The following is an 18,439-nucleotide window of genomic DNA, read 5'->3' as shown; positions in this document are numbered from 1 at the left end:
CGCATGTCGTGGACCCGCAGGTTCCCTGCCGTGCCGGCGGCGCTCCTCGCCGCCCTCCTCGCGCTCCTGTCCCTCCTCGCCGCCGCGCCCGCCGCCCGCGCGCACGAGGAGCGCCCCGTCGCCCTCCCCGACGGCCGCGGATCCGTGCCGCGCTACCGCGCCGCCGAGCCCGACCTGCTGGTCTGCAAGACCGACCGGGCCGACTTCGAACGCCGCACCGCGGCCTTCCCCGAGCCGCTCAGACAGCGCAACCTCGCCCTGTACGAGCGCTGCCAGACGGGCGGCTACCGCCACCTCCAGGACGCCGTGGACGCCGTCGACCGGCCGGGCGTGAACATCGCGGTCCTCCCCGGCCTCTACGAGGAGGAGCCCTCGCTCCCCAAGCCCGCGGGGGAGTGCGCGCACCTCAAGGCCCCCGACTCGGCGCTCGGCTACCAGATCCTGTCCTACGAGCAGCAGGTGCGCTGCCGCCACAACCAGAACCTCGTCGCGATCCTCGGCAAGAAGGACCTCCAGATCGAGGGCACCGGCGCCGCCCGCACGGACGTGGTCATCGACGCCAAGTACCAGAAGCTCAACGCCATCCGCGCCGACGGCTCCGACGGCATCTACTTCCGCAACTTCACCGCGCAGCGCACGACCTTCAACTCCCTTTACGTGCTCGCGGCCGACGGCTTCGTCATCGACGACGTCCTGACCCGCTGGAACGACGAGTACGGCTTCCTGACCTTCGCCAGCGACCACGGGCTCTACAAGAACTGCGAGTCCTACGGCAACGGCGACTCGGGCATCTACCCCGGCAGCGCCTCGAACATCAACGACGGCCGCGGCTACGACGTGCCCCGCTACTCCATCGAGATCACCGGCTGCCGCAGCCACCACAACATGGTCGGCTACTCCGGCACCGCCGGGGACTCCGTGTACGTCCACGACAACGAGTTCGACCAGAACATGGGCGGCGCCTCGATGGACAGCGCCTTCCCCGGCCACCCCGGCCTCCCGCAGAACCACGCCCGCTTCGAGCGGAACCTGATCCACGACAACAACGCCGACTACTACCACTACGTCGCGGACGGCACCTGCGCCCGACCGCCCGCCGCCCGCGGCTACGAGCAGGGCGTGGTCTGCCCGCAGATCTCCATGCCGCCGGGCACCGGCATCATCACCGCGGGCGGCAACTGGAACGTCTACGAGGGCAACTGGGTCTACGGGCACCGGCGCGCCGGGTTCTTCCTCAGCGCGGTGCCGGCGTTCATCCGCGGCGAGGAGAAGTGGTCCAGGCAGGCCGACACCTCCCACCACAACCGCTACGCGGACAACGTCCTCGGCAAGGACCGCTCCGGCGCTTCCCGACCCAACGGCAGCGACGTCTGGTGGGACGGCCAGGGCCGCGGGAACTGCTGGCAGGACGGCCCCGACGGCTCCACCCCGGGCACGCTCCCGCAGTGCGGGAAGGAGCCGGGCCGGGTCAGCGGCGCATCGGCCCGGCTCGTGGGCGAGCCGGTGAAGCTGACCCAGCTGCTGGTCTGCGCCGACTACAACGTCCAGGCCCGCAGGCTCCCGGCCGGCTGCGACTGGTACGGGGCGCGGGGCCTGGAGCGGGTGGAGACCCAGATCGCCCTGGCGGTGGCCGCGGTCCTGCTGCTGGTCGGCGGAGTCCTGTGGGGGCGCCGCCTGCGCCGCTCCCGGCTGGGCACGGCGGCCGCCCTGCTGGGGCTGGCCGGCCTGGCCCTGGACGTCGCCGGCTCCACGATGTCCCTGGAACACACCCCGGTCCCCGCCCTCGCCCTCCTCCTGCTCGGGCTGTGGTGGACCGGCACCGGCCTGGCCCTGCGCCCCGAACGGCCGTGGCCGGCCCGCATCACCCTCCTCCTCGGCGCCCTGACCCTGCTCGACGCCTTCGACAAGGCCGTCCTGATGATCCCGTGGATCCCCCTCAGCCCCGCCTGGATCCGCGGCCTGGTCGCCGTGGTGTGGGTCCTGTGGGCGGCCATCGCCTCCGCCCGCCCCACACCCCCCGCCCCCACCGACCCCCGGCCCGGCGCCCACGCCCCGGTCCCCACCCCGGCCCCGGCCAACGGCGCATGACCGGGCATCCCGCCGGCCCGATCCGTCCGACCCCCGGAGACACGCAGTGACCGACCCCGCCGAGCCCCACGTTCCGTGCGACTCCTGCCGGGCCGCCGCCCGCCGGGACCGCCCGCGCCGCCGCCGCGCCCGGACGGCCGCCCTGGTGGCGCTCCTCCTCCTGCTCACCGGTGGCGCCGCCGGCTGCGGCGGCCGCGCCACCACCCACCACAAACCCGGCACCACCCACGAACAGGCCTCCGGCGAGGCGGGCACCCTGCTCGACACCCGGGACGGCAGCGGGCACCGCCTGCGCGAGGTCCCCGCCCAGGGCGCCCCCCAGGTGCGGCTCACCGTCCGCCCCGACTCCGAGGACGGCTGGAACCTCCAGCTGGCCGTGACCGGCTTCCGCTTCACCCCCGACAGCACCGGCGGCGCCGCCCTCCCCGGCGCCGGCCACGCCCACCTGGAGCTGGACGGCCGCAAGCTGGCCCGCCTGTACGGCCCCTGGTTCCACCTGCCCGCGGCGCAGGTGCCCGAGGGCCCGCACACCCTGACCGCCCGCCTCTACGCGGACGACCACACGGCCTGGGCAGTCGCCGGGAAACCCGTCGAGGCGACGGTGCAGCTGACGGCGGGCCCCCCGGGCCAGGACCCCCACAGCCACCCCGCACCCGCCCCGACCGGCTCCCCGGAGCCCCCGCAGACACCCGCCGCCGACCGGACCGTCACCCTCACCGTCCGGGACGGCAAGGTGTCCCCGCCCCCCGCCCGCACCGAGCTCAAGCGCGGCGAACGGATCGCCCTGCGCGTCACCAGCGACCGCGCCGACACCCTGCACGTCCACGGCTACGACGAGGAACTCGCCCTGCCGGCGGGCCAGGAGGCCACCCTGGTCCTGACGGCCGACCGCACCGGTCTCTTCGAGGTCGAGACCCACGCGTCCCGGCTCGTCCTGACCCAGCTCCTCGTCCGATGACCCCCCGCCCCGCGCCCGCCCTCCCGGGCGGTCAATCCGGCGGGGGCTGGCCGGGCGCGGCTCCCGGCCACGGGGCCGGCCAGGGCGTGGTCCTCCACCCGGCCGACCCGTCGGCCCTCCTCGCGCACGGGATCGGCTCCCGGCACGACCTGCCGATCTCGCCCTTCTACGCCTTCGCCGGCGCCTTCGCCGCGCTGTTCGTCTCCTTCCTCGCGCTCGGCCTCCTCTGGTCCGCGTCCCGCTTCCGCGGCAACCGCTCCGGACTCGCCCTGCCCGCCGGGCTCCAGCGGGCGGCCGACGCGCCGGCCACCCGCACCGCCCTGCGCGGACTGGGTCTCGCCGCAGCCCTCGCCGTACTCCTCCACCTCCTCCTCGGTCCCGACGACCCCGCCCGCAACCCCGCTCCGGGCGCCGTCTACGTCCTCCTGTGGGTCGGACTCGTGCCCGCCTCCCTCCTCCTCGGCCCCGTCTGGCGCCTGCTCAACCCGCTCCGCACCCTGCACCGCCTCCTCAGCCGGGCCCGCCGCCGCCCGCCGGGAGCCGGCCGCCCCCTGCCGCCCGCACTCGGCCAATGGCCCGCCGCCGCAGGGCTGTTCGCCTTCACCTGGCTCGAACTCGTTTCGCCCGATCCCGCCTCCACCACCTCGCTCCTGACCGCCCTCGCCTGCTACGCCGCCGTTCACCTGCTGCTCGCCGCCCGCTTCGGCGAGGACTGGTTCACCGCCGCCGACGCCTTCGAGGCCTACTCCGACCTCCTCTCCCGGCTCTCCCCCCTCGGCCGCCGTGACGACGGCCGGCTCGTCCTGCGCAACCCCTTCCACGGACTCGACGCGACGCCCGAGCGGCCCGGACTCGTCGCCACCGTCTGCGTCCTGCTCGGATCCACCGCCTACGACGGCTACTCCGACGACCCCTCATGGATCGACGCCACTCAGACCTCCTCCCTCGGCCGCACCCCCACGGCCACGCTCGGACTGCTCGCTTCCATCGCCCTCGTCGCCACCCTGTACTGCCTGTGCGCGGGGGCCACCCGCCTCGTCAGCGGGCCGCACCCCCGCCCGCTGACCGCCTTCGCGCACTCACTCGTACCGATCGCCCTCGGCTATCTCATCGCCCATTACCTCTCCCTCCTCGTCACCGAAGGACCACGCACAGTAAGCATGGCACTCGGTACTGACAACGCCCCCGATCCCAGTCCCCCCTTGGGTCCCGGCGCCCTCGCCGCCCTCCAGGTGATCGCCGTCGTCGCCGGTCACGTACTCGGAGTGATCGCCGCGCACGACCGCTCCGTACGTCTCTTCCCGCCCGCGAAGGCCGTCGCCGGACAACTGCCGCTCCTCGCGCTGATGATCACGTACACCATCGGCGGGCTCACCCTCCTCCTGAACTGAGCGCCGCCGGGAAGGGCATGATGGATCCCGTGCCTCCCGCCCACCCCCTGCGCCGGGCCCCCGTCCAGCAGCGCAGCGCCGACCGCCTCGCCCGCATCCTCGACGCCTGCGCAGAACTCCTCGACGAGACCGGCTACGAGAACCTCAGCACCCGCGCCGTCGCCGTGCGCGCCGGCGTCCCCATCGGCTCGGTCTACCGCTTCTTCGGCAACAAGCGGGCCATGGCCGCCGCCCTGGCCCAGCGCAACCTCGACCGGTACGCGGAGGGCGTCCACGCGCGCCTCGCCGCCCTCCCCGCCACCCACTGGCGGCCCGTCGTCGACGCGGTGCTCGACGAGTACCTGGCCATGAAGCGGACCGTCCCCGGCTTCGCCCTCGTCGACTTCGGGGTCCCCGCACCCCCCGCCGAAGGGCCCGCCGCCGATCCCAACCACCAGGTCGCGGACCGTCTCACCGAGCTCCTGTGCGCCCACCTCGGCCTCACCCCCGACCCGGCCCTGGCGCGCGCGGTCCTGGTGGCGGTCGAGGCGACCGACGCCCTGGTGCAGCTGGCCTTCCGGGCGGACCCGGCCGGGGACCCGGGGATCATCGACGAGACCCGGGCGATGATGCACGCCTACCTGGCCCGCGTCCTGGACTGACCCGGCCGCCCCGACCCCCTCCCCTCCGTCCCTACCGGTCGGTATGCTCAGGGCGCCCGCGGGGCCCGCTCCGCGCGGCGGAACCCGCAGGCCCGCGCCCGTGCCGCCGCCTGCCGCCCCCGGGAGGGCCCATGCCCCGCACCGCCCCGCGTATCTGCCCCCTCTGCGAAGCCACCTGCGGCCTCACCCTCACCATCGAGGGCACGACCGTCACCGGCGCCCGCGGCGACCGCGACGACGTCTTCAGCCGCGGCTTCATCTGCCCCAAGGGCGCCGCCTTCGGAGCCCTCGACGCCGACCCCGACCGGCTGCGCACCCCCCTCGTCCGCCGTGACGGACGGCTGTGCGAAGCCGGCTGGGACGAGGCGTACGAGGCCGTCGCCGCCGCCGTGCCCGCCCTCGTCCGCGCCCACGGAGCCCAGTCCGTGGGCGTCGTCCTCGGCAACCCCAACACCCACACCATGGCCGGCGCCCTCTACCCGCCCCTCCTCCTCGGCGCCCTCGGCACCCGCAACCTCTTCACCGCCAGCACCCTCGACCAGATGCCCAAACACGTCTCCAGCGGGCTCCTGTTCGGCGACCCCTTCGCCATCCCGGTGCCCGACCTGGACCGCACGGACTTCCTCCTGCTCATCGGTGCCAACCCCGTCGAGTCCAACGGATCCCTGTGCACCGCCCCCGACTTCCCCGGCCGGCTCAAGGCCCTGCGGGCCCGGGGCGGCACGCTCGTCGTCGTCGACCCGCGCCGCACCCGCACCGCCCGGCTCGCCGACCGGCACCTCGCCCCGCGCCCCGGCAGCGACGCCCTCCTCCTGGCGGCGCTCGCGCACACCCTCCTGGAGGAGAAGCTCGCCGACCCCGGCGCCCTCGGGGAGCACCTGGACGGACTCGGGGAACTCCCCGCCGCGCTCGGGAGTTTCACTCCCGAGGCCGTCGCCCCCGCCTGCGACCTGCCGGCCGAGGAGATCCGCACCCTCGCCCGGGATCTCGCGGCCTCGCCGACCGCAGCCGTCTACGGGCGGATCGGCAGCTGCACCGTCGAGTACGGGACGCTGGCCAGCTGGCTGGTCGACGTCCTGAACGTCCTCACCGGGAACCTCGACCGGCCCGGCGGGGCCCTCTTCCCGCTCTCCGCCACCGGCCCGCGGCCCCGCCCCGCCGGGCCCGGCAGGGGGTTCGCCCTGGGCCGCTGGCACAGCAGGGTCAGCGGGCACCCCGAGGTCAAGAGCGAACTCCCCATGTCCGCCCTGGCCGAGGAGATCGAGACGCCGGGGGAGGGGCGCATCCGCGCCCTGATCTCCGTCGCGGCCAACCCCGTGCTGTCCACCCCCGACGGCCGGCGGCTCGACGCCGCCCTGGCCGGGCTCGATTTCATGGTCAGCGTCGACCCCTACCTGAACGAGACCTCCCGCCACGCCCACGTCGTGCTGCCCCCGCCGCCGCCCTCGCAGAGCGCCCACCACGACTTCGCCTTCAACGGGTTCGCCATCCGCAACCAGGTCCGCTACACCCGGGCAGCCGTCCCCCTGGAGGCGGGCCGGCTCGACGAGTGCGAGATCCTCGCCCGCCTCGTCCTGGCCGTCTCCGGCATGCACGGTTCCGCCGAGCCGACGGCCGTCGACGAGATGGCGATCACGGCAGCCCTCGCCAAGGAGACAGCCGACCGGCAGTCCCCCCTGCACGGAGCCGACCCGGCCCGCCTCGCGGGGCTGCTGACCGGCGCGAGCGGCCCCGAGCGCAGGCTCGACCTGATGCTCCGACTCGGCCCGTACGGGGACCTGTTCGGCGCCGCCGGCGCGGACGCGGTCCAGGACGGGCTCAGCCTGGAGCGGCTCCTCGCGCACCCGCACGGCATCGACCTGGGTTCGCTGCGGCCCCGGCTCCCGGGACTGCTGAAGACCCGCAGCGGCAGGATCGAGCTGCTGCCGGACCCGATCGCGGCCGAGCTGCCCCGGCTGCGCGCGGCGCTCGCCGACCGCCCCGCCGCCCTGGTGCTCGTGGGCCGCCGCCACCTGCGGTCCAACAACAGCTGGTTGCACAACGTCCCGGCCCTGGTCGGAGGTTCCAACCGCTGCACCCTCCAGGTCCACCCCCAGGACGCCGAGCGTCTCGGCCTCGCCGACGGCGGCCGGGCCAGGGTCACCGCCGACGGCGGCAGCCTGGACGTCCCCGTGGAGGTCACCGACACCGTCCGCACCGGAGTGGTCAGCCTCCCGCACGGCTGGGGCCACGACCGCGAGGGCACCCGGCTCACGGTGGCCGGCGCCGCACCGGGGGCCAACGTGAACCAGCTCCTCGACGGCAGCCGCCTCGATCCGCTGTCGGGCACCGCCGTGCTCAACGGTTTCCCCGTCACCCTGACACCCCTGCCCTGAGCTGGGGTTTTGCTCGTATTGCTCACGCCCGGACGTCTTGTTGGCCCCAGGAGGCGGCACCTACCTTCCCTGCATGCTGACCTTCCTCGGCTTCGCCATGATCGCGACCTTCCTGGTCCTGATCATGCTGAAGAAAATGTCGCCCATCGCGGCGCTCGTCCTCATCCCCGCGCTGTTCTGCGTGTTCGCCGGCAAGGGCGCGCACCTGGGGGACTACGTCATCGACGGCGTCGGCAAGCTCGCGCCGACCGCCGCGATGCTGATGTTCGCCATCGTCTACTTCGGCGTGATGATCGACGTCGGCCTCTTCGACCCGGTCGTCCGCGGCATCCTGCGGTTCTGCAAGGCCGACCCCGTGCGGGTGGTGGTCGGCACCGCGGTCCTCGCGGCGATCGTCTCGCTGGACGGGGACGGATCGACCACCTTCATGATCACGGTCTCGGCCATGTACCCGCTCTACAAGCGGCTCGGCCTGAGCCTGGTGGTCATGACCGGGGTCGCCGCGACCGCCAACGGGGTCATGAACACCCTGCCCTGGGGCGGCCCCACCGCCCGCGCCGCCACGGCGCTCAAGCTGGACGCCGCCGACATCTTCGTCCCGATGATCCCGGCCCTGGCCGCCGGCCTGGTCTTCGTGTTCGTCCTGGCCTACGTCCTGGGCGTCCGCGAGCGCCGCCGGGTCGGCTCCCTGGTGATGCCCGGCGAGGAGGCGGAGCAGCGCGAGCCCGCACCCCTCGTCGCCGCCGCGTCCGCCGCGAAGCAGGCCGCCGTGGGCTCCCGTACGGCCGGCGCGGGGAGCGGGGCCGGCCCGGACGCGGAGGCGGCCCCCGGCTCCGAGGTGCCCGGCGCCGAGGCCCCCGTACCCGACGCCGGCTCCGAGGCGCCCGCGCCCGCTCCCGGGGAGATCCAGGGGCTGGACCCCCACCGCCCGACCCTGCGCCCCCGCCTCTACTGGTTCAACGCCGCCCTCACCGCCGCCCTGCTCACCGCGATGATCATGGAGCTGCTGCCGATCCCGGTGCTGTTCCTGCTGGGCGCCGCCCTCGCCCTGACGGTGAACTTCCCGCACATGCCCGACCAGAAGGCCCGGATCGCCGCCCACGCCGACAACGTGCTCAACGTCGCCGGCATGGTCTTCGCCGCCGCCGTCTTCACCGGTGTCCTCTCCGGCACCGGCATGGTCAAGCACATGGCCGACTGGCTCGTCGGCGCCATCCCCGACGGCATGGGCCCGCACATGGCCCTGGTCACCGGCCTGCTGAGCCTGCCGCTCACCTACTTCATGTCGAACGACGGCTTCTACTTCGGCGTGCTGCCGGTCCTGGCCGAGGCGGGCGCCGCCCACGGCGTCGCCCCGCTGGAAATCGCCCGCGCCTCCCTGGTCGGGCAGGCTCTGCACATGTCCAGCCCGCTGGTTCCGGCCGTCTACGTCCTCGTGGGCATGGCGCGGGTCGAGTTCGGCGACCACACCCGGTTCACCGTCAAGTGGGCGGCCCTCACCTCCCTCGTGGTCCTCGGGGCGGGGATGCTTTTCGGCATCATCTGACCGCCGCACCCCCTGGCCGTCCGAAAACTACCGACGCTAGTTTGTAGGGTGTCGGCGACGTCAGTCAGCGCGTCCACGCGCTGGTGCCTGCCCGGGAGGAATGCGATGAAGGCCCACGACGGGATGTACATCGGCGGGGAGTGGCGGCCCGCCGCCGGACCCGACCGCATCGAGGTCGTCAATCCCGCGGACGAGCGGGTCATCGCCGGCGTCCCGGCCGGCACGGCCGAGGACGTGGACGCGGCCGTGCGCGCAGCCCGGGCCGCCTTCCCGGGATGGGCGGCCACCCCGCCTGCCGAGCGCGCGGCGCTGATCGGCGCCCTGCGGGACGTGCTCGTCGCCCGCAAGGGCGAGATCGCCGAGACGGTCACCGCCGAACTCGGCTCCCCGCTCGGCTTCGCCGAGGCCGTGCACGTCGGCGCGCCGATCGCGGTGGCCTCCTCCTACGCCGAGCTCGCCGCCTCGTACACCTTCGAGGAACGGCTCGGGAACTCCACGGTGTTCCTGGAGCCCGTCGGCGTGGTCGGGGCCATCACGCCCTGGAACTATCCGTTGCACCAGGTCGTTGCCAAGGTGGCACCCGCTCTCGCCGCCGGCTGCACCGTCGTCCTCAAGCCGGCCGAGGACACCCCGCTGACCGCACAGCTCTTCGCCGAAGCCGTGCACGAGGCGGGCATCCCGGCCGGAGTCTTCAACCTGGTGACCGGTACCGGCCCGGTCGCGGGTCAGGCGCTGGCCGAGCACGAAGGAGTCGACCTCGTCTCCTTCACCGGCTCGACCGCCGTCGGCCGGAAGATCGGCGCCATCGCCGGCGCCGCCGTCAAGCGCGTCGCCCTCGAACTCGGCGGCAAGTCGGCGAACGTCATCCTGCCCGGGGCCGACCTGGCCAAGGCCGTCGCGGCGGGCGTCGGGCACGTCATGAACAACACCGGCCAGAGCTGCAACGCGCTCACCCGCATGCTCGTCCACCGGGACCAGTACGAGGAGGCCGTCGCCCTCGCGGCCGCCGCCGTGGCCAAGTACCCCTCGGGCGACCCCCGCGAGCCGGGCACCCGTCTCGGGCCGGTCGTCAACGCCGGCCAGCGCGACCGGGTGCGGGGATACATCGCCAAGGGCGTCGAGGAAGGCGCGCGCCTCGTCGCGGGCGGCCCCGACGCCCCGCACGAGCGCGGGTACTTCGTCGCGCCGACCGTCTTCGCCGACGTCACGCCCGACATGACCATCGCCCAGGAGGAGATCTTCGGCCCCGTCCTGGCGATCCTGTCCTACGAGGACGAGGACGACGCCCTGCGCATCGCGAACGGCACCGTCTACGGTCTGGGCGGCGCGGTCTGGGCGGCGGACACCGAGACGGCCGTGGCGTTCGCGCGCCGCATGGACACCGGACAGGTGGACATCAACGGCGGACGCTTCAACGTGCTCGCGCCCTTCGGCGGCTACAAGCAGTCGGGCGTGGGCCGTGAGCTGGGCCCGCACGGCCTGGGGGAGTACCTCCAGACCAAGTCCCTGCAGTTCTGACCGCTCCCGACCGCCCCGGGCGCCTGCGCCCGAGCGGGCCCGAGCCCGCCCGAACCCGTCCACGACACGCCACGGAGACGACGACCATGGTCCGCGCCGCCATCCTGCCCGCCGTCGGAGCACCGCTGGAGATCCGGGAGATCGTGCTGCCCGATCCCGGCCCCGGACAGGTCCGGGTGCGGCTCGCCGCCGCCGGGGTCTGCCACTCCGACCTGTCCCTCACCGACGGCACCATGCGGGTGCCCGTTCCCGCCGTCCTCGGCCACGAGGGCGCCGGGACGGTCCTCTCCGTAGGGGAGGGCGTGACCCACGTCGCCCCGGGCGACGGCGTGGTGCTCAACTGGGCGCCGTCCTGCGGGGAGTGCCACCACTGCCGGATCGGTGAGGTGTGGCTCTGCGAGAAGGCCCTGTCCGGGGTCGGGGCGGTCTACGCCCATGACGCCGAGGGCGTGGAGCTGCACCCCGGGCTGAACGTCGCCGCGTTCGCCGAGGAGACCGTCGTCGCGGCGAACTGCGTGCTGCCCGCGCCCGCCGGGATCCCGCTCCAGGAGGCGGCGCTGCTCGGCTGCGCGGTGCTGACCGGGTACGGGGCCGTGCACCACAGCGCGCAGGTCCGTCCCGGGGAGTCGGTGGCGGTGTTCGGCGTCGGCGGGGTCGGCCTGGCCGCGCTCCAGGCGGCGCGGATCGCGGGAGCGGGGCCGGTCGTGGCCGTCGACGTCTCCCCGGCCAAGGAGGAGCTGGCGCGGGCCGCCGGGGCCACCGGGTTCGTCCTGGCCTCCGACACCACCGCCAAGGAGGTCCGTGCGCTGACGGGCGGGCGGGGGGCGGACGTCGCCGTCGAGTGCGTCGGGCGGGCGGAGACCATCCGGGCGGCCTGGGAGTCGACGCGGCGCGGCGGGCGGACGACGGTCGTCGGGATCGGGGGGAAGGAGCAGCGGGTCGGGTTCCACGCGCTGGAGATCTTCCACTTCGCGCGGACCCTCAGCGGGTGCGTGTACGGGAACAGCGACCCTGCCCGGGATCTTCCGGTGATCGCCGAGCACGTGCGGGCGGGGCGGCTGGAACTGGGGGCGATGGTCACCGAGCGGATCGGGCTGGACGGGATCGCGGGCGCGTTCGAGGCGATGGTCGCCGGCAAGGGCGGGCGCTCCCTGGTGGTGTTCTAGGACCGGTGCCGGTGCCGCTGCCGGTGCGGTAGGGGCGGGCCCGGGGCCGGTGCCGCTGCGCGGAGCCGCTCCCCGCCCCGCCCCTCCTCCGCTTCCAGGGACTCCGCCCCTGCCCCCCGCCTCAAGCGCCCGTGCTACGGGGGCGGGGTTGCGGGGTGGAGGGACTCGTACTGGAGGGTCAGGCCGTCCAGGAGGGCCGTCAGGCCCGTTTCGAAGGCGCCCTCGTCGACCTCGTGCCGGCGGTCCGCCAGGAGGTGGGCCTGGCCCAGGTGCGGGTAGTCCGACGGGTCGTACGCCGTCTCGTCGTCCACGAAACCCTGGGCGAAGGAGGCCACCGCCGAGCCCAGGATGAAGTACCGCATCAGGGCGCCGATCCGGGTCGCGTGGGCCGGGGGCCAGCCCGCCGCCGTCATGGCCCCGAAGACCGCGTCCGCCAGCCGGAGCCCCGCCGGCCGCCGGCCCGGGCCCCGCGCCAGGACCGGGACGATGTTCGGGTGGTCGGCCAGGGCGTCCCGGTAGGAGTGGGCCCAGGCGTGCAGCGCCCCCCGCCAGTCCGCGTCGGCCCCGGCCCGCGCGGCGTCGAACATCGACAGGTCGACCCGTGCGCTCACCGCGTCCGCGACCGCCTCCAGGATCGCGTCCTTCGTCCGGAAGTGGTTGTAGAGCGACGGGCCGCTCACCCCGAGCGCGGCCGCCAGCCGCCGCGTCGAGACGGCCTCCAGCCCCTCCGCGTCCACCAGCTCGCCCGCCGCCTCGACGATGCGGTCTCTGCTGAGGAGGGGCTTGCGCGGTCTGGCCATGCGCCACATAGTAGGCCCTGCCCCGCCATAAACTAGCGCTGCTAGTTACGGTGCCGCCCCACGCCCCGGAGGGACCCCGTGAACCTGGAGCTCAGCGAGGAGCAGGAGGCCGTACGCCGGCTCGCCCGCGCGTTCACCGACCGCGAGGTGGCCCCGTACGCCGCCGCATGGGACCGGGCCGAGGGCGTGGACCGGTCGATCGTCAAAAAGCTCGGGGACCTCGGCTTCCTCGGCCTGACCGTCCCCGAGGAGTACGGCGGCTCCGGCGGCGACCACCTCTCCTACGCCCTGGTCACCGAGGAGCTCGGCCACGGGGACTCCGCCGTGCGCGGCATCGTCTCCGTCTCCCTCGGCCTGGTCGCCAAGACCCTCGCCGCCTGGGGGACCGAGGAGCAGAAGCGCGCCTGGCTGCCCCGCCTCTGCTCCGGCGAGGCCCTCGGCTGCTTCGGCCTGACCGAGCCCGGCACCGGCTCCGACGCCGCCGCCCTCACCACCCGCGCCGTGCGCGACGGGGACGCGTACGTCATCACCGGCAGCAAGATGTTCATCACCAACGGGACCTGGGCCGACCTGGTCCTGCTGTTCGCCCGGACCGACCCCGCCGACCCGGGCCACCGCGGGATCTCCGCCTTCCTCGTCCCCGCCGACAGCCCCGGCCTGACCCGCCGCGAGGTCCGCGGCAAACTGGGTCTGCGCGGCCAGGCCACCGCCGAACTCGCCCTCGACGGCGTGCGCGTCCCCGCCTCCGCGATGCTCGGCCCGGAGGGCAAGGGCTTCTCCGTCGCCATGTCCGCCCTCGCCAAGGGCCGGATGTCGGTGGCCGCCGGCTGCGTCGGCATCGCCCAGGCGGCCCTGGACGCGGCCGTCTCCTACGCCGGGCAGCGCGAGCAGTTCGGCAAGCCGATCGCCCACCACCAGCTGGTCCAGGAGCTGATCGCCGACATCTCGGTCGACGTGGACGCCGCCCGGCTGCTCACCTGGCGGGTCGCCGACCTGATCGACCGCGGACGGCCCTTCGCCACCGAGGCCTCCACCGCCAAGCTGTTCGCCTCCGAGGCCGCCGTGCGCGCCGCTTCCAACGCCCTCCAGGTGCACGGCGGCTACGGCTACGTCGACGAGTACCCGGCCGGGAAACTGCTGCGCGACGCCCGCGTCATGACCCTCTACGAGGGCACCAGCCAGATCCAGAAGCTGCTCATCGGCCGAGCCCGCACCGGCGTCTCGGCCTTCTGAGGGCCGCCCCGGCGGCGGGCTTCCTAAGCGCTTGCTCACCCTCCGGTAAGCTGTTCCATTCCTACAGGGCGGAGAGGTGAGCGATGGACGGCGCGGCGGAGACGACCGACGGCTACCAGGCGTGGTCGGAGGTCACCCCGGACGCCGCGCGGCGCCTGCTCGTGGCCGCGGTCGAGGCCTTCGCCGAGCGGGGCTACCACGCGACCACCACCCGCGACATCGCCGGCCGCGCCGGCATGAGCCCGGCCGCGCTCTACATCCACTACAAGACCAAGGAAGAGCTGCTCCACCGGATCAGCCGCATCGGCCACGACAAGGCCCTGGAGATCCTGGACACCGCCGCCTCCGGCCCGGGGACGGCGGCCGAGCGGCTCGACGCCGCCGTACGGTCCTTCGTGCGCTGGCACGCCGCGCACCACACCACCGCGCGCGTGGTCCAGTACGAACTCGACGCCCTCGCCCCCGAGCACCGCGGCGAGATCATCGCCCTGCGCCGCCTCAGCGACGCGGCCGTGCGGCGGATCCTCTCCGAGGGCGTGGGTGCGGGGGAGTTCGACGTCCCGGACGTCCCCGGCACCACCCTCGCCGTACTGTCCCTGTGCATCGACGTGGCCCGCTGGTTCAACGCGGACGGCCGGCGCACGCCCGACGAGGTCGGCGCGCTCTACGCCGACCTCGTACTGAGGATGGTGGGCGCCCGCCCGGCCGCCGGCCTCCCTCAGAAGTAGTAGCGGGACAGCGACTCCGCCACGCACACCGGCTTCTCGCCGCCCTCGCGCTCGACCGTCACCGTCGCGGCGACCTGCACGCCGCCGCCCGCCTCGGTGACCTCCGTGATCACGGCCGTGGCGCGCAGCCGCGAGCCGACCGGCACGGTGGCCGGGAAACGCACCTTCCCGAGACCGTAGTTGATGCCCATGCGCATCCCCTCGACCCGCATGACCTGCGGCACCAGGCTCGGCAGCAGGGACAGCGTCAGATAACCGTGCGCGATGGTGGTGCCGAAGGGACCGGCGGCGGCCCGCTCGGGGTCCACGTGGATCCACTGGTGGTCGCCGGTCGCGTCGGCGAAGAGGTCGATCCGCTTCTGGTCCACCTCCAGCCATCCGCTCGGCCCGAGCGGCTCGCCGATCGCGGCGCGCAGCTCCTCGGCGGACGTGAAGATCCTCGGTTCGGCCATGCCCCTGCCCCTGTCTCCCACTGCGTCCGGCCATCCGGCCCCGCAGATGAATAAGCGCTTGCTCAGCATGGTGGGGGGTGGGCACGCCTGTCAACGGACCTCCGACTACCCTCGGACGCGTGCCGCAGATTCACGAAAACGTCCACGAACTCACCGTCGGACAGCTGTCCGCGCGCAGCGGAGCGGCCGTCTCCGCACTGCACTTCTACGAGACCAAGGGCCTGATCAGCAGCCGCCGCACCCCCGGCAACCAGCGGCGCTACACCCGCGAGACGCTGCGCCGGGTCGCGTTCGTGCGCGCCGCCCAGCGCGTGGGCATCCCGCTGGCCAGCATCCGCGAGGCACTGGCCCAGCTGCCCGAGGAGCGCACCCCCACCCCGCAGGACTGGGCACGGCTCTCCGAGAACTGGCGCGAGGAACTCGACCAGCGGATCAAGGCACTCACCCGGTTGCGCGACCACTTGTCCGACTGCATCGGCTGCGGCTGCCTCTCGCTGAAGAACTGCGCGCTGTCCAACCCGGACGACGCCTTCGGCGAGAACCTCACCGGCTCCCGGCTTTCGTCCTAGAGCGCCTCGTCAACGTCCCGTCTGCCCCCCGCGGCGACGGGACTTCAACGAGAGGCCCTCGCCTCCTCCCACAACCCGAGCGCCGCCGCGACGAGTTCGGCGTTCGAGCGTGCGGGCCGGCCGTCGGGCAGGGACAGCACCTCGGCGACGCCGGTCCGCGCCCCCGCACCGCACCGCGCGGCCAGCCGCAGTACGGGCCAGGCCGCTCCGTCACGCCCGTACAGCACCAGCGGCACCGGCGGCAGCCAGCGCATCCCGGCCACCAGCGCCGGATCGGCCTCCGCCAGCTCCGCCACCAGCCGGACCCGCCCCGGTACCGGCGGGCTCCACGCCAGGAACCGGGCCAGCGGCTCCGGACCCGCCCCGCCGCCCAGCGGGACCACGGCGTCCACCGCCACCCCGCGCTCCAGCAGGGCCCGCCCCAGCACCTCCGCCCCCGGGTCGGCGAAGGGCACCACCGCCCGGTCCGGCAGCACCGCCCAGGACCGCACCCGCTCCAGCCGGCCCGCCGGATCCGGCTCGGCCGCCACACCCGCCGGCACCGCCACGGGTACGCGGACCCCCGCGCCGCGCAACTCCGTCAGCAACGGCCCGACCACCCGGGGCGAGAGGCTCTCCCGCCCGCACGGGGTCCTGGGGTGCACCAGCACCTCACCCGCCCCGGCCGCGACCGCCGCCAGTGCCGACTCCGCCAGATCCGCCGGGGACAGCGGCACCGCGGCCCCGTCGCCCGCGCCCCGCGCCCCGTTCAGCGCGACCTGCAGCACCGGCCCCCGCCCGGCCCCGCTCACGCCGCGTCCGCCGACGCCCGGTGTCCCACCCCGGCCTCCGCCGACGCCCGGTGCGCCGGCGCCGTGTCCGCCAGCGCCGGCCGCGGGACCACGATGCCGCAGCCCCCGCACACCGGCCCGTCCCACGCCCAGGCCCCGCCCCACTCCGCCGGCCCCGACAGCGGCGACGGCCAGCGCAGCTCCCGCTCACCGCAGACCGGACACGCCGTCCCCGGCTCCGACTCCAGCGCCCGCACCAGCCGTCTCAGCACCTCGCCGAGCGTCCCCTCCGGCCGTACGCCCGGATCGGCGCACCGCACCACGGCGTCCCCGCTGCCGCCCCAGGCCCACTCCGGCCGCCGCACCCCGTGGTGCTTCTCCCGTCTGCGCCGCGCCGCGAACTGCCTCTCGTACTCCAGCCAGACCGCCCGGGCGTCCTCCAGTTCCTCCAGCGCCGCGACCAGCCGCAGCGGGTCCGCGCCCCGGTCCTCGGGGGCGATCCCGTGCCGGTCGCACAGGTGCCACCACGTCGCCCGGTGCCCGTAGGGCGCGAACCGCTCCAGGCAGCGGCGCAGCGAATGGCGCCGCAGGGCCCGGTCGTTGCGCGCGTCGCGCACCTGGTAGGCCAGACTCCGAAAACCCGCCACCGTACCTTCACCTCCGCCGTACCCCTGCCCTTACCGTCCGTCGCGCTCCGCGCCACCGCGTAGAACGAAGCGACCCGCCCCGACGTGCCCAACATGCCCGAGGGGATACGGGCGCATGCGGGGGCGGTCGAGGCGTACGGGTGGCACATGGCCGGAAATCAGCGCCCCATGCGCCCCGCGGCGACCACGATCCGGGCCAGCTCCTCGTGGCAGATGTCGCTGTGCGCCCCCGACGGGGGACCGCCGCGGCGGACCACGGAACCCGCGTCCACGCTGACGCAGCCGGATCCGGGCAGTCCCCCGCTCAGGGCCCTGTCCAGGGCCAGCCGCGGAGCGCCCGGCACCGCCTGCACCCCGTCGTGACCGACGGCGCCCCACCGTTCGTCGAAGCCGAGCAGACCGGCCGAATCGCCCGCCGTCCGCGAGGCCAGCGGGTAGAACACGCCGAGGGCGCAGTCGTGCGCGGAATGGCAGGCCACCACCGGTCCGTCCACCCGCCGCTGGAGCCCGCGCAGGACGCCGCCCCGCGCCGGGTCGTGGGGCAGCCGCTCACTGAACGCGTAGTGGGAGAAGGCTCCCTGGAGCAGCGTCAGCGACTTCACGTGGCGCGCCCCGTCAGGCACGGCGCGCAGGGAGAACGACACCACCCGCGCCCCGAAGCTGTGCCCGACGAGGTGGAAGCGCAGGGCGGGCCGCCGTGCCGCGAGGTCGGTGAGCACCGGTCCGAGCCCGTGCTCACCGACCACCCCGGCCCGCTTCTTCATCTCGTAGTACGTCGCCTGGCGCAGCAGTTCCTTCGCGCCGCCCCACAGGGCGCGCAGCCCGTCGCCCGCCGTGAAGCCCGGTCCCGTCCAGGCCCCGCGCACCCCGTCCCCGGGGGCGGCGCCCCCGCGCACCCCGTCTGCGGCCGTGGCCCCCGCCTCCGCCAGGGCCGCGGTCAGGGCACGGCACACCGCCACCGCGTCCAGCGCGAAGACGTCCGGCACCCCGCCACCGCCGAGGGCCCGACCCCCGCCCGGCGCCGTCCCGGTCCCGTCCGCCATCGCCGCAGCTCCGGCCGGGGCCGCCGGACCGGCCCCCACGAGCTCCCGTACCAGCCCCGCGAACTCGGCGAACGCCGCCTCCGACTCCGGCCGCCGAGCCAGCAGCGCCGCGATCCGGTCCAGCTCCGCCTCCCGCCCGGGCCAGAACGCGCCCAGCGCCGTGCGGGTCGCCGCGTCCAGGGCGGGGCTCGCCTCCGCCTCCGCGAGCACGCCGGGGGGATCGAAGTCCGGTATCGGCTCGTCGGAGAACCGGATCGACGGCCACACCACCCCCACGTATCCCAGCCGCACCCCCGACCCCACCAGCCCCGGGAACGGGGCGAAGAAGCGGTCGTACAGCCGGGTCGCCGCGGAGCGGTCGCTGTTCCACCCGTGTGCGAAGACCAGCAGGTCGGTGGCCTCCATCCGGGCCACCGAGGCCCGCGTGGCCGGGTCCACGTCCCCCTGCGCGTCGAAGGTCAGTTCCTGGTACGGCCCGACCCCGATCCCCGCTCCGCCGTCCGTCATGACGTAC

Annotated in this window: 16 protein-coding genes; 11 read left to right on the top strand and 5 right to left on the bottom strand. The window is 74.7% G+C overall.

The genetic code is table 11. The features are described from left to right. Window positions 1-3: 3 nt before the first annotated feature. The 8 genes from WDV06_RS13475 to WDV06_RS13440 all read left to right on the top strand — a co-directional run bounded on the left by WDV06_RS13475 (window position 4) and on the right by WDV06_RS13440 (window position 11,683). Window positions 4-2,088 (top strand): right-handed parallel beta-helix repeat-containing protein, encoded by a 2,085-nt coding sequence (locus tag WDV06_RS13475; RefSeq protein ID WP_395509936.1) that lies wholly within the window; start codon window positions 4-6, stop codon window positions 2,086-2,088. A 142-nt stretch (window positions 2,089-2,230) separates the two neighbouring features. After that, window positions 2,231-3,046 carry a cupredoxin domain-containing protein gene (locus WDV06_RS13470; RefSeq protein WP_395509969.1) on the top strand — a complete coding sequence of 272 codons (816 nt, stop codon included), beginning with the start codon at window positions 2,231-2,233 and terminating at the stop codon, window positions 3,044-3,046. Window positions 3,047-3,132: 86 nt separating this feature from the next. Beyond that, window positions 3,133-4,437, top strand: a complete 1,305-nt coding sequence (locus WDV06_RS13465; RefSeq protein WP_395509968.1) for a hypothetical protein — start codon at window positions 3,133-3,135, stop codon at window positions 4,435-4,437. A gap of 20 nt (window positions 4,438-4,457) precedes the next feature. After that, window positions 4,458-5,078: a TetR/AcrR family transcriptional regulator gene (locus WDV06_RS13460; protein ID WP_395509935.1), complete on the top strand. Its 621-nt coding sequence runs from the start codon at window positions 4,458-4,460 to the stop codon at window positions 5,076-5,078. Between the two features lie 131 nt (window positions 5,079-5,209). Then, complete coding sequence (locus WDV06_RS13455; protein ID WP_395509934.1) at window positions 5,210-7,453, top strand: molybdopterin oxidoreductase family protein; 2,244 nt, start codon at window positions 5,210-5,212, stop codon at window positions 7,451-7,453. Window positions 7,454-7,526: 73 nt separating this feature from the next. Then, window positions 7,527-8,999: a CitMHS family transporter gene (locus WDV06_RS13450; RefSeq protein WP_395509933.1), complete on the top strand. Its 1,473-nt coding sequence runs from the start codon at window positions 7,527-7,529 to the stop codon at window positions 8,997-8,999. Between the two features lie 105 nt (window positions 9,000-9,104). After that, window positions 9,105-10,517 carry an aldehyde dehydrogenase family protein gene (locus WDV06_RS13445; protein ID WP_395509932.1) on the top strand — a complete coding sequence of 471 codons (1,413 nt, stop codon included), beginning with the start codon at window positions 9,105-9,107 and terminating at the stop codon, window positions 10,515-10,517. Window positions 10,518-10,603: 86 nt separating this feature from the next. Continuing rightward, window positions 10,604-11,683, top strand: a complete 1,080-nt coding sequence (locus tag WDV06_RS13440; RefSeq protein ID WP_395509931.1) for a Zn-dependent alcohol dehydrogenase — start codon at window positions 10,604-10,606, stop codon at window positions 11,681-11,683. 134 nt (window positions 11,684-11,817) lie between these two features. Here the strand turns inward: WDV06_RS13440 and WDV06_RS13435 are convergent, their stop codons facing one another. After that, window positions 11,818-12,483, bottom strand: coding sequence for a TetR/AcrR family transcriptional regulator (locus tag WDV06_RS13435; RefSeq protein ID WP_395509930.1), 666 nt, complete (start codon window positions 12,481-12,483; stop codon window positions 11,818-11,820). Between the two features lie 78 nt (window positions 12,484-12,561). Here WDV06_RS13435 and WDV06_RS13430 point away from each other — a divergent pair, with 78 nt between their 5' ends. Next, entirely contained in the window at window positions 12,562-13,716 is a 1,155-nt protein-coding gene (locus WDV06_RS13430; RefSeq protein WP_395509929.1) for an acyl-CoA dehydrogenase family protein, read from the top strand. An 83-nt stretch (window positions 13,717-13,799) separates the two neighbouring features. Further along, window positions 13,800-14,444 (top strand): TetR/AcrR family transcriptional regulator, encoded by a 645-nt coding sequence (locus WDV06_RS13425; protein ID WP_395509928.1) that lies wholly within the window; start codon window positions 13,800-13,802, stop codon window positions 14,442-14,444. Here WDV06_RS13425 and WDV06_RS13420 read toward each other — a convergent pair. Then, window positions 14,435-14,896 carry a MaoC family dehydratase gene (locus WDV06_RS13420; protein WP_395509927.1) on the bottom strand — a complete coding sequence of 154 codons (462 nt, stop codon included), beginning with the start codon at window positions 14,894-14,896 and terminating at the stop codon, window positions 14,435-14,437. The genes WDV06_RS13425 and WDV06_RS13420 overlap by 10 nt on opposite strands. Before the next feature lie 119 nt (window positions 14,897-15,015). Here WDV06_RS13420 and soxR point away from each other — a divergent pair, with 119 nt between their 5' ends. Next, entirely contained in the window at window positions 15,016-15,465 is a 450-nt protein-coding gene (gene soxR / locus WDV06_RS13415) for a redox-sensitive transcriptional activator SoxR (RefSeq protein WP_395509926.1), read from the top strand. Between the two features lie 44 nt (window positions 15,466-15,509). On the opposite strand, the gene WDV06_RS13410 is transcribed toward soxR, so the two are convergent. The 3 genes from WDV06_RS13410 to WDV06_RS13400 all read right to left on the bottom strand — a co-directional run bounded on the left by WDV06_RS13410 (window position 15,510) and on the right by WDV06_RS13400 (window position 18,432). Then, entirely contained in the window at window positions 15,510-16,256 is a 747-nt protein-coding gene (locus WDV06_RS13410) for a 3-keto-5-aminohexanoate cleavage protein (RefSeq protein ID WP_395509925.1), read from the bottom strand. Then, window positions 16,253-16,882 carry a hypothetical protein gene (locus WDV06_RS13405; RefSeq protein WP_395509924.1) on the bottom strand — a complete coding sequence of 210 codons (630 nt, stop codon included), beginning with the start codon at window positions 16,880-16,882 and terminating at the stop codon, window positions 16,253-16,255. Before WDV06_RS13405 ends, WDV06_RS13410 begins: the two co-directional genes overlap by 4 nt. Window positions 16,883-17,040: 158 nt before the next feature. Further along, window positions 17,041-18,432, bottom strand: coding sequence for a serine-threonine protein kinase (locus WDV06_RS13400; protein ID WP_395509923.1), 1,392 nt, complete (start codon window positions 18,430-18,432; stop codon window positions 17,041-17,043). Window positions 18,433-18,439 lie beyond the last annotated feature (7 nt).

The organism is Streptomyces racemochromogenes (genome assembly GCF_044129415.1).
Classification (GTDB): Bacteria; Actinomycetota; Actinomycetes; order Streptomycetales; family Streptomycetaceae; genus Streptomyces; species Streptomyces racemochromogenes_A.
This window is presented reverse-complemented; position numbering and strand designations above follow the sequence as displayed.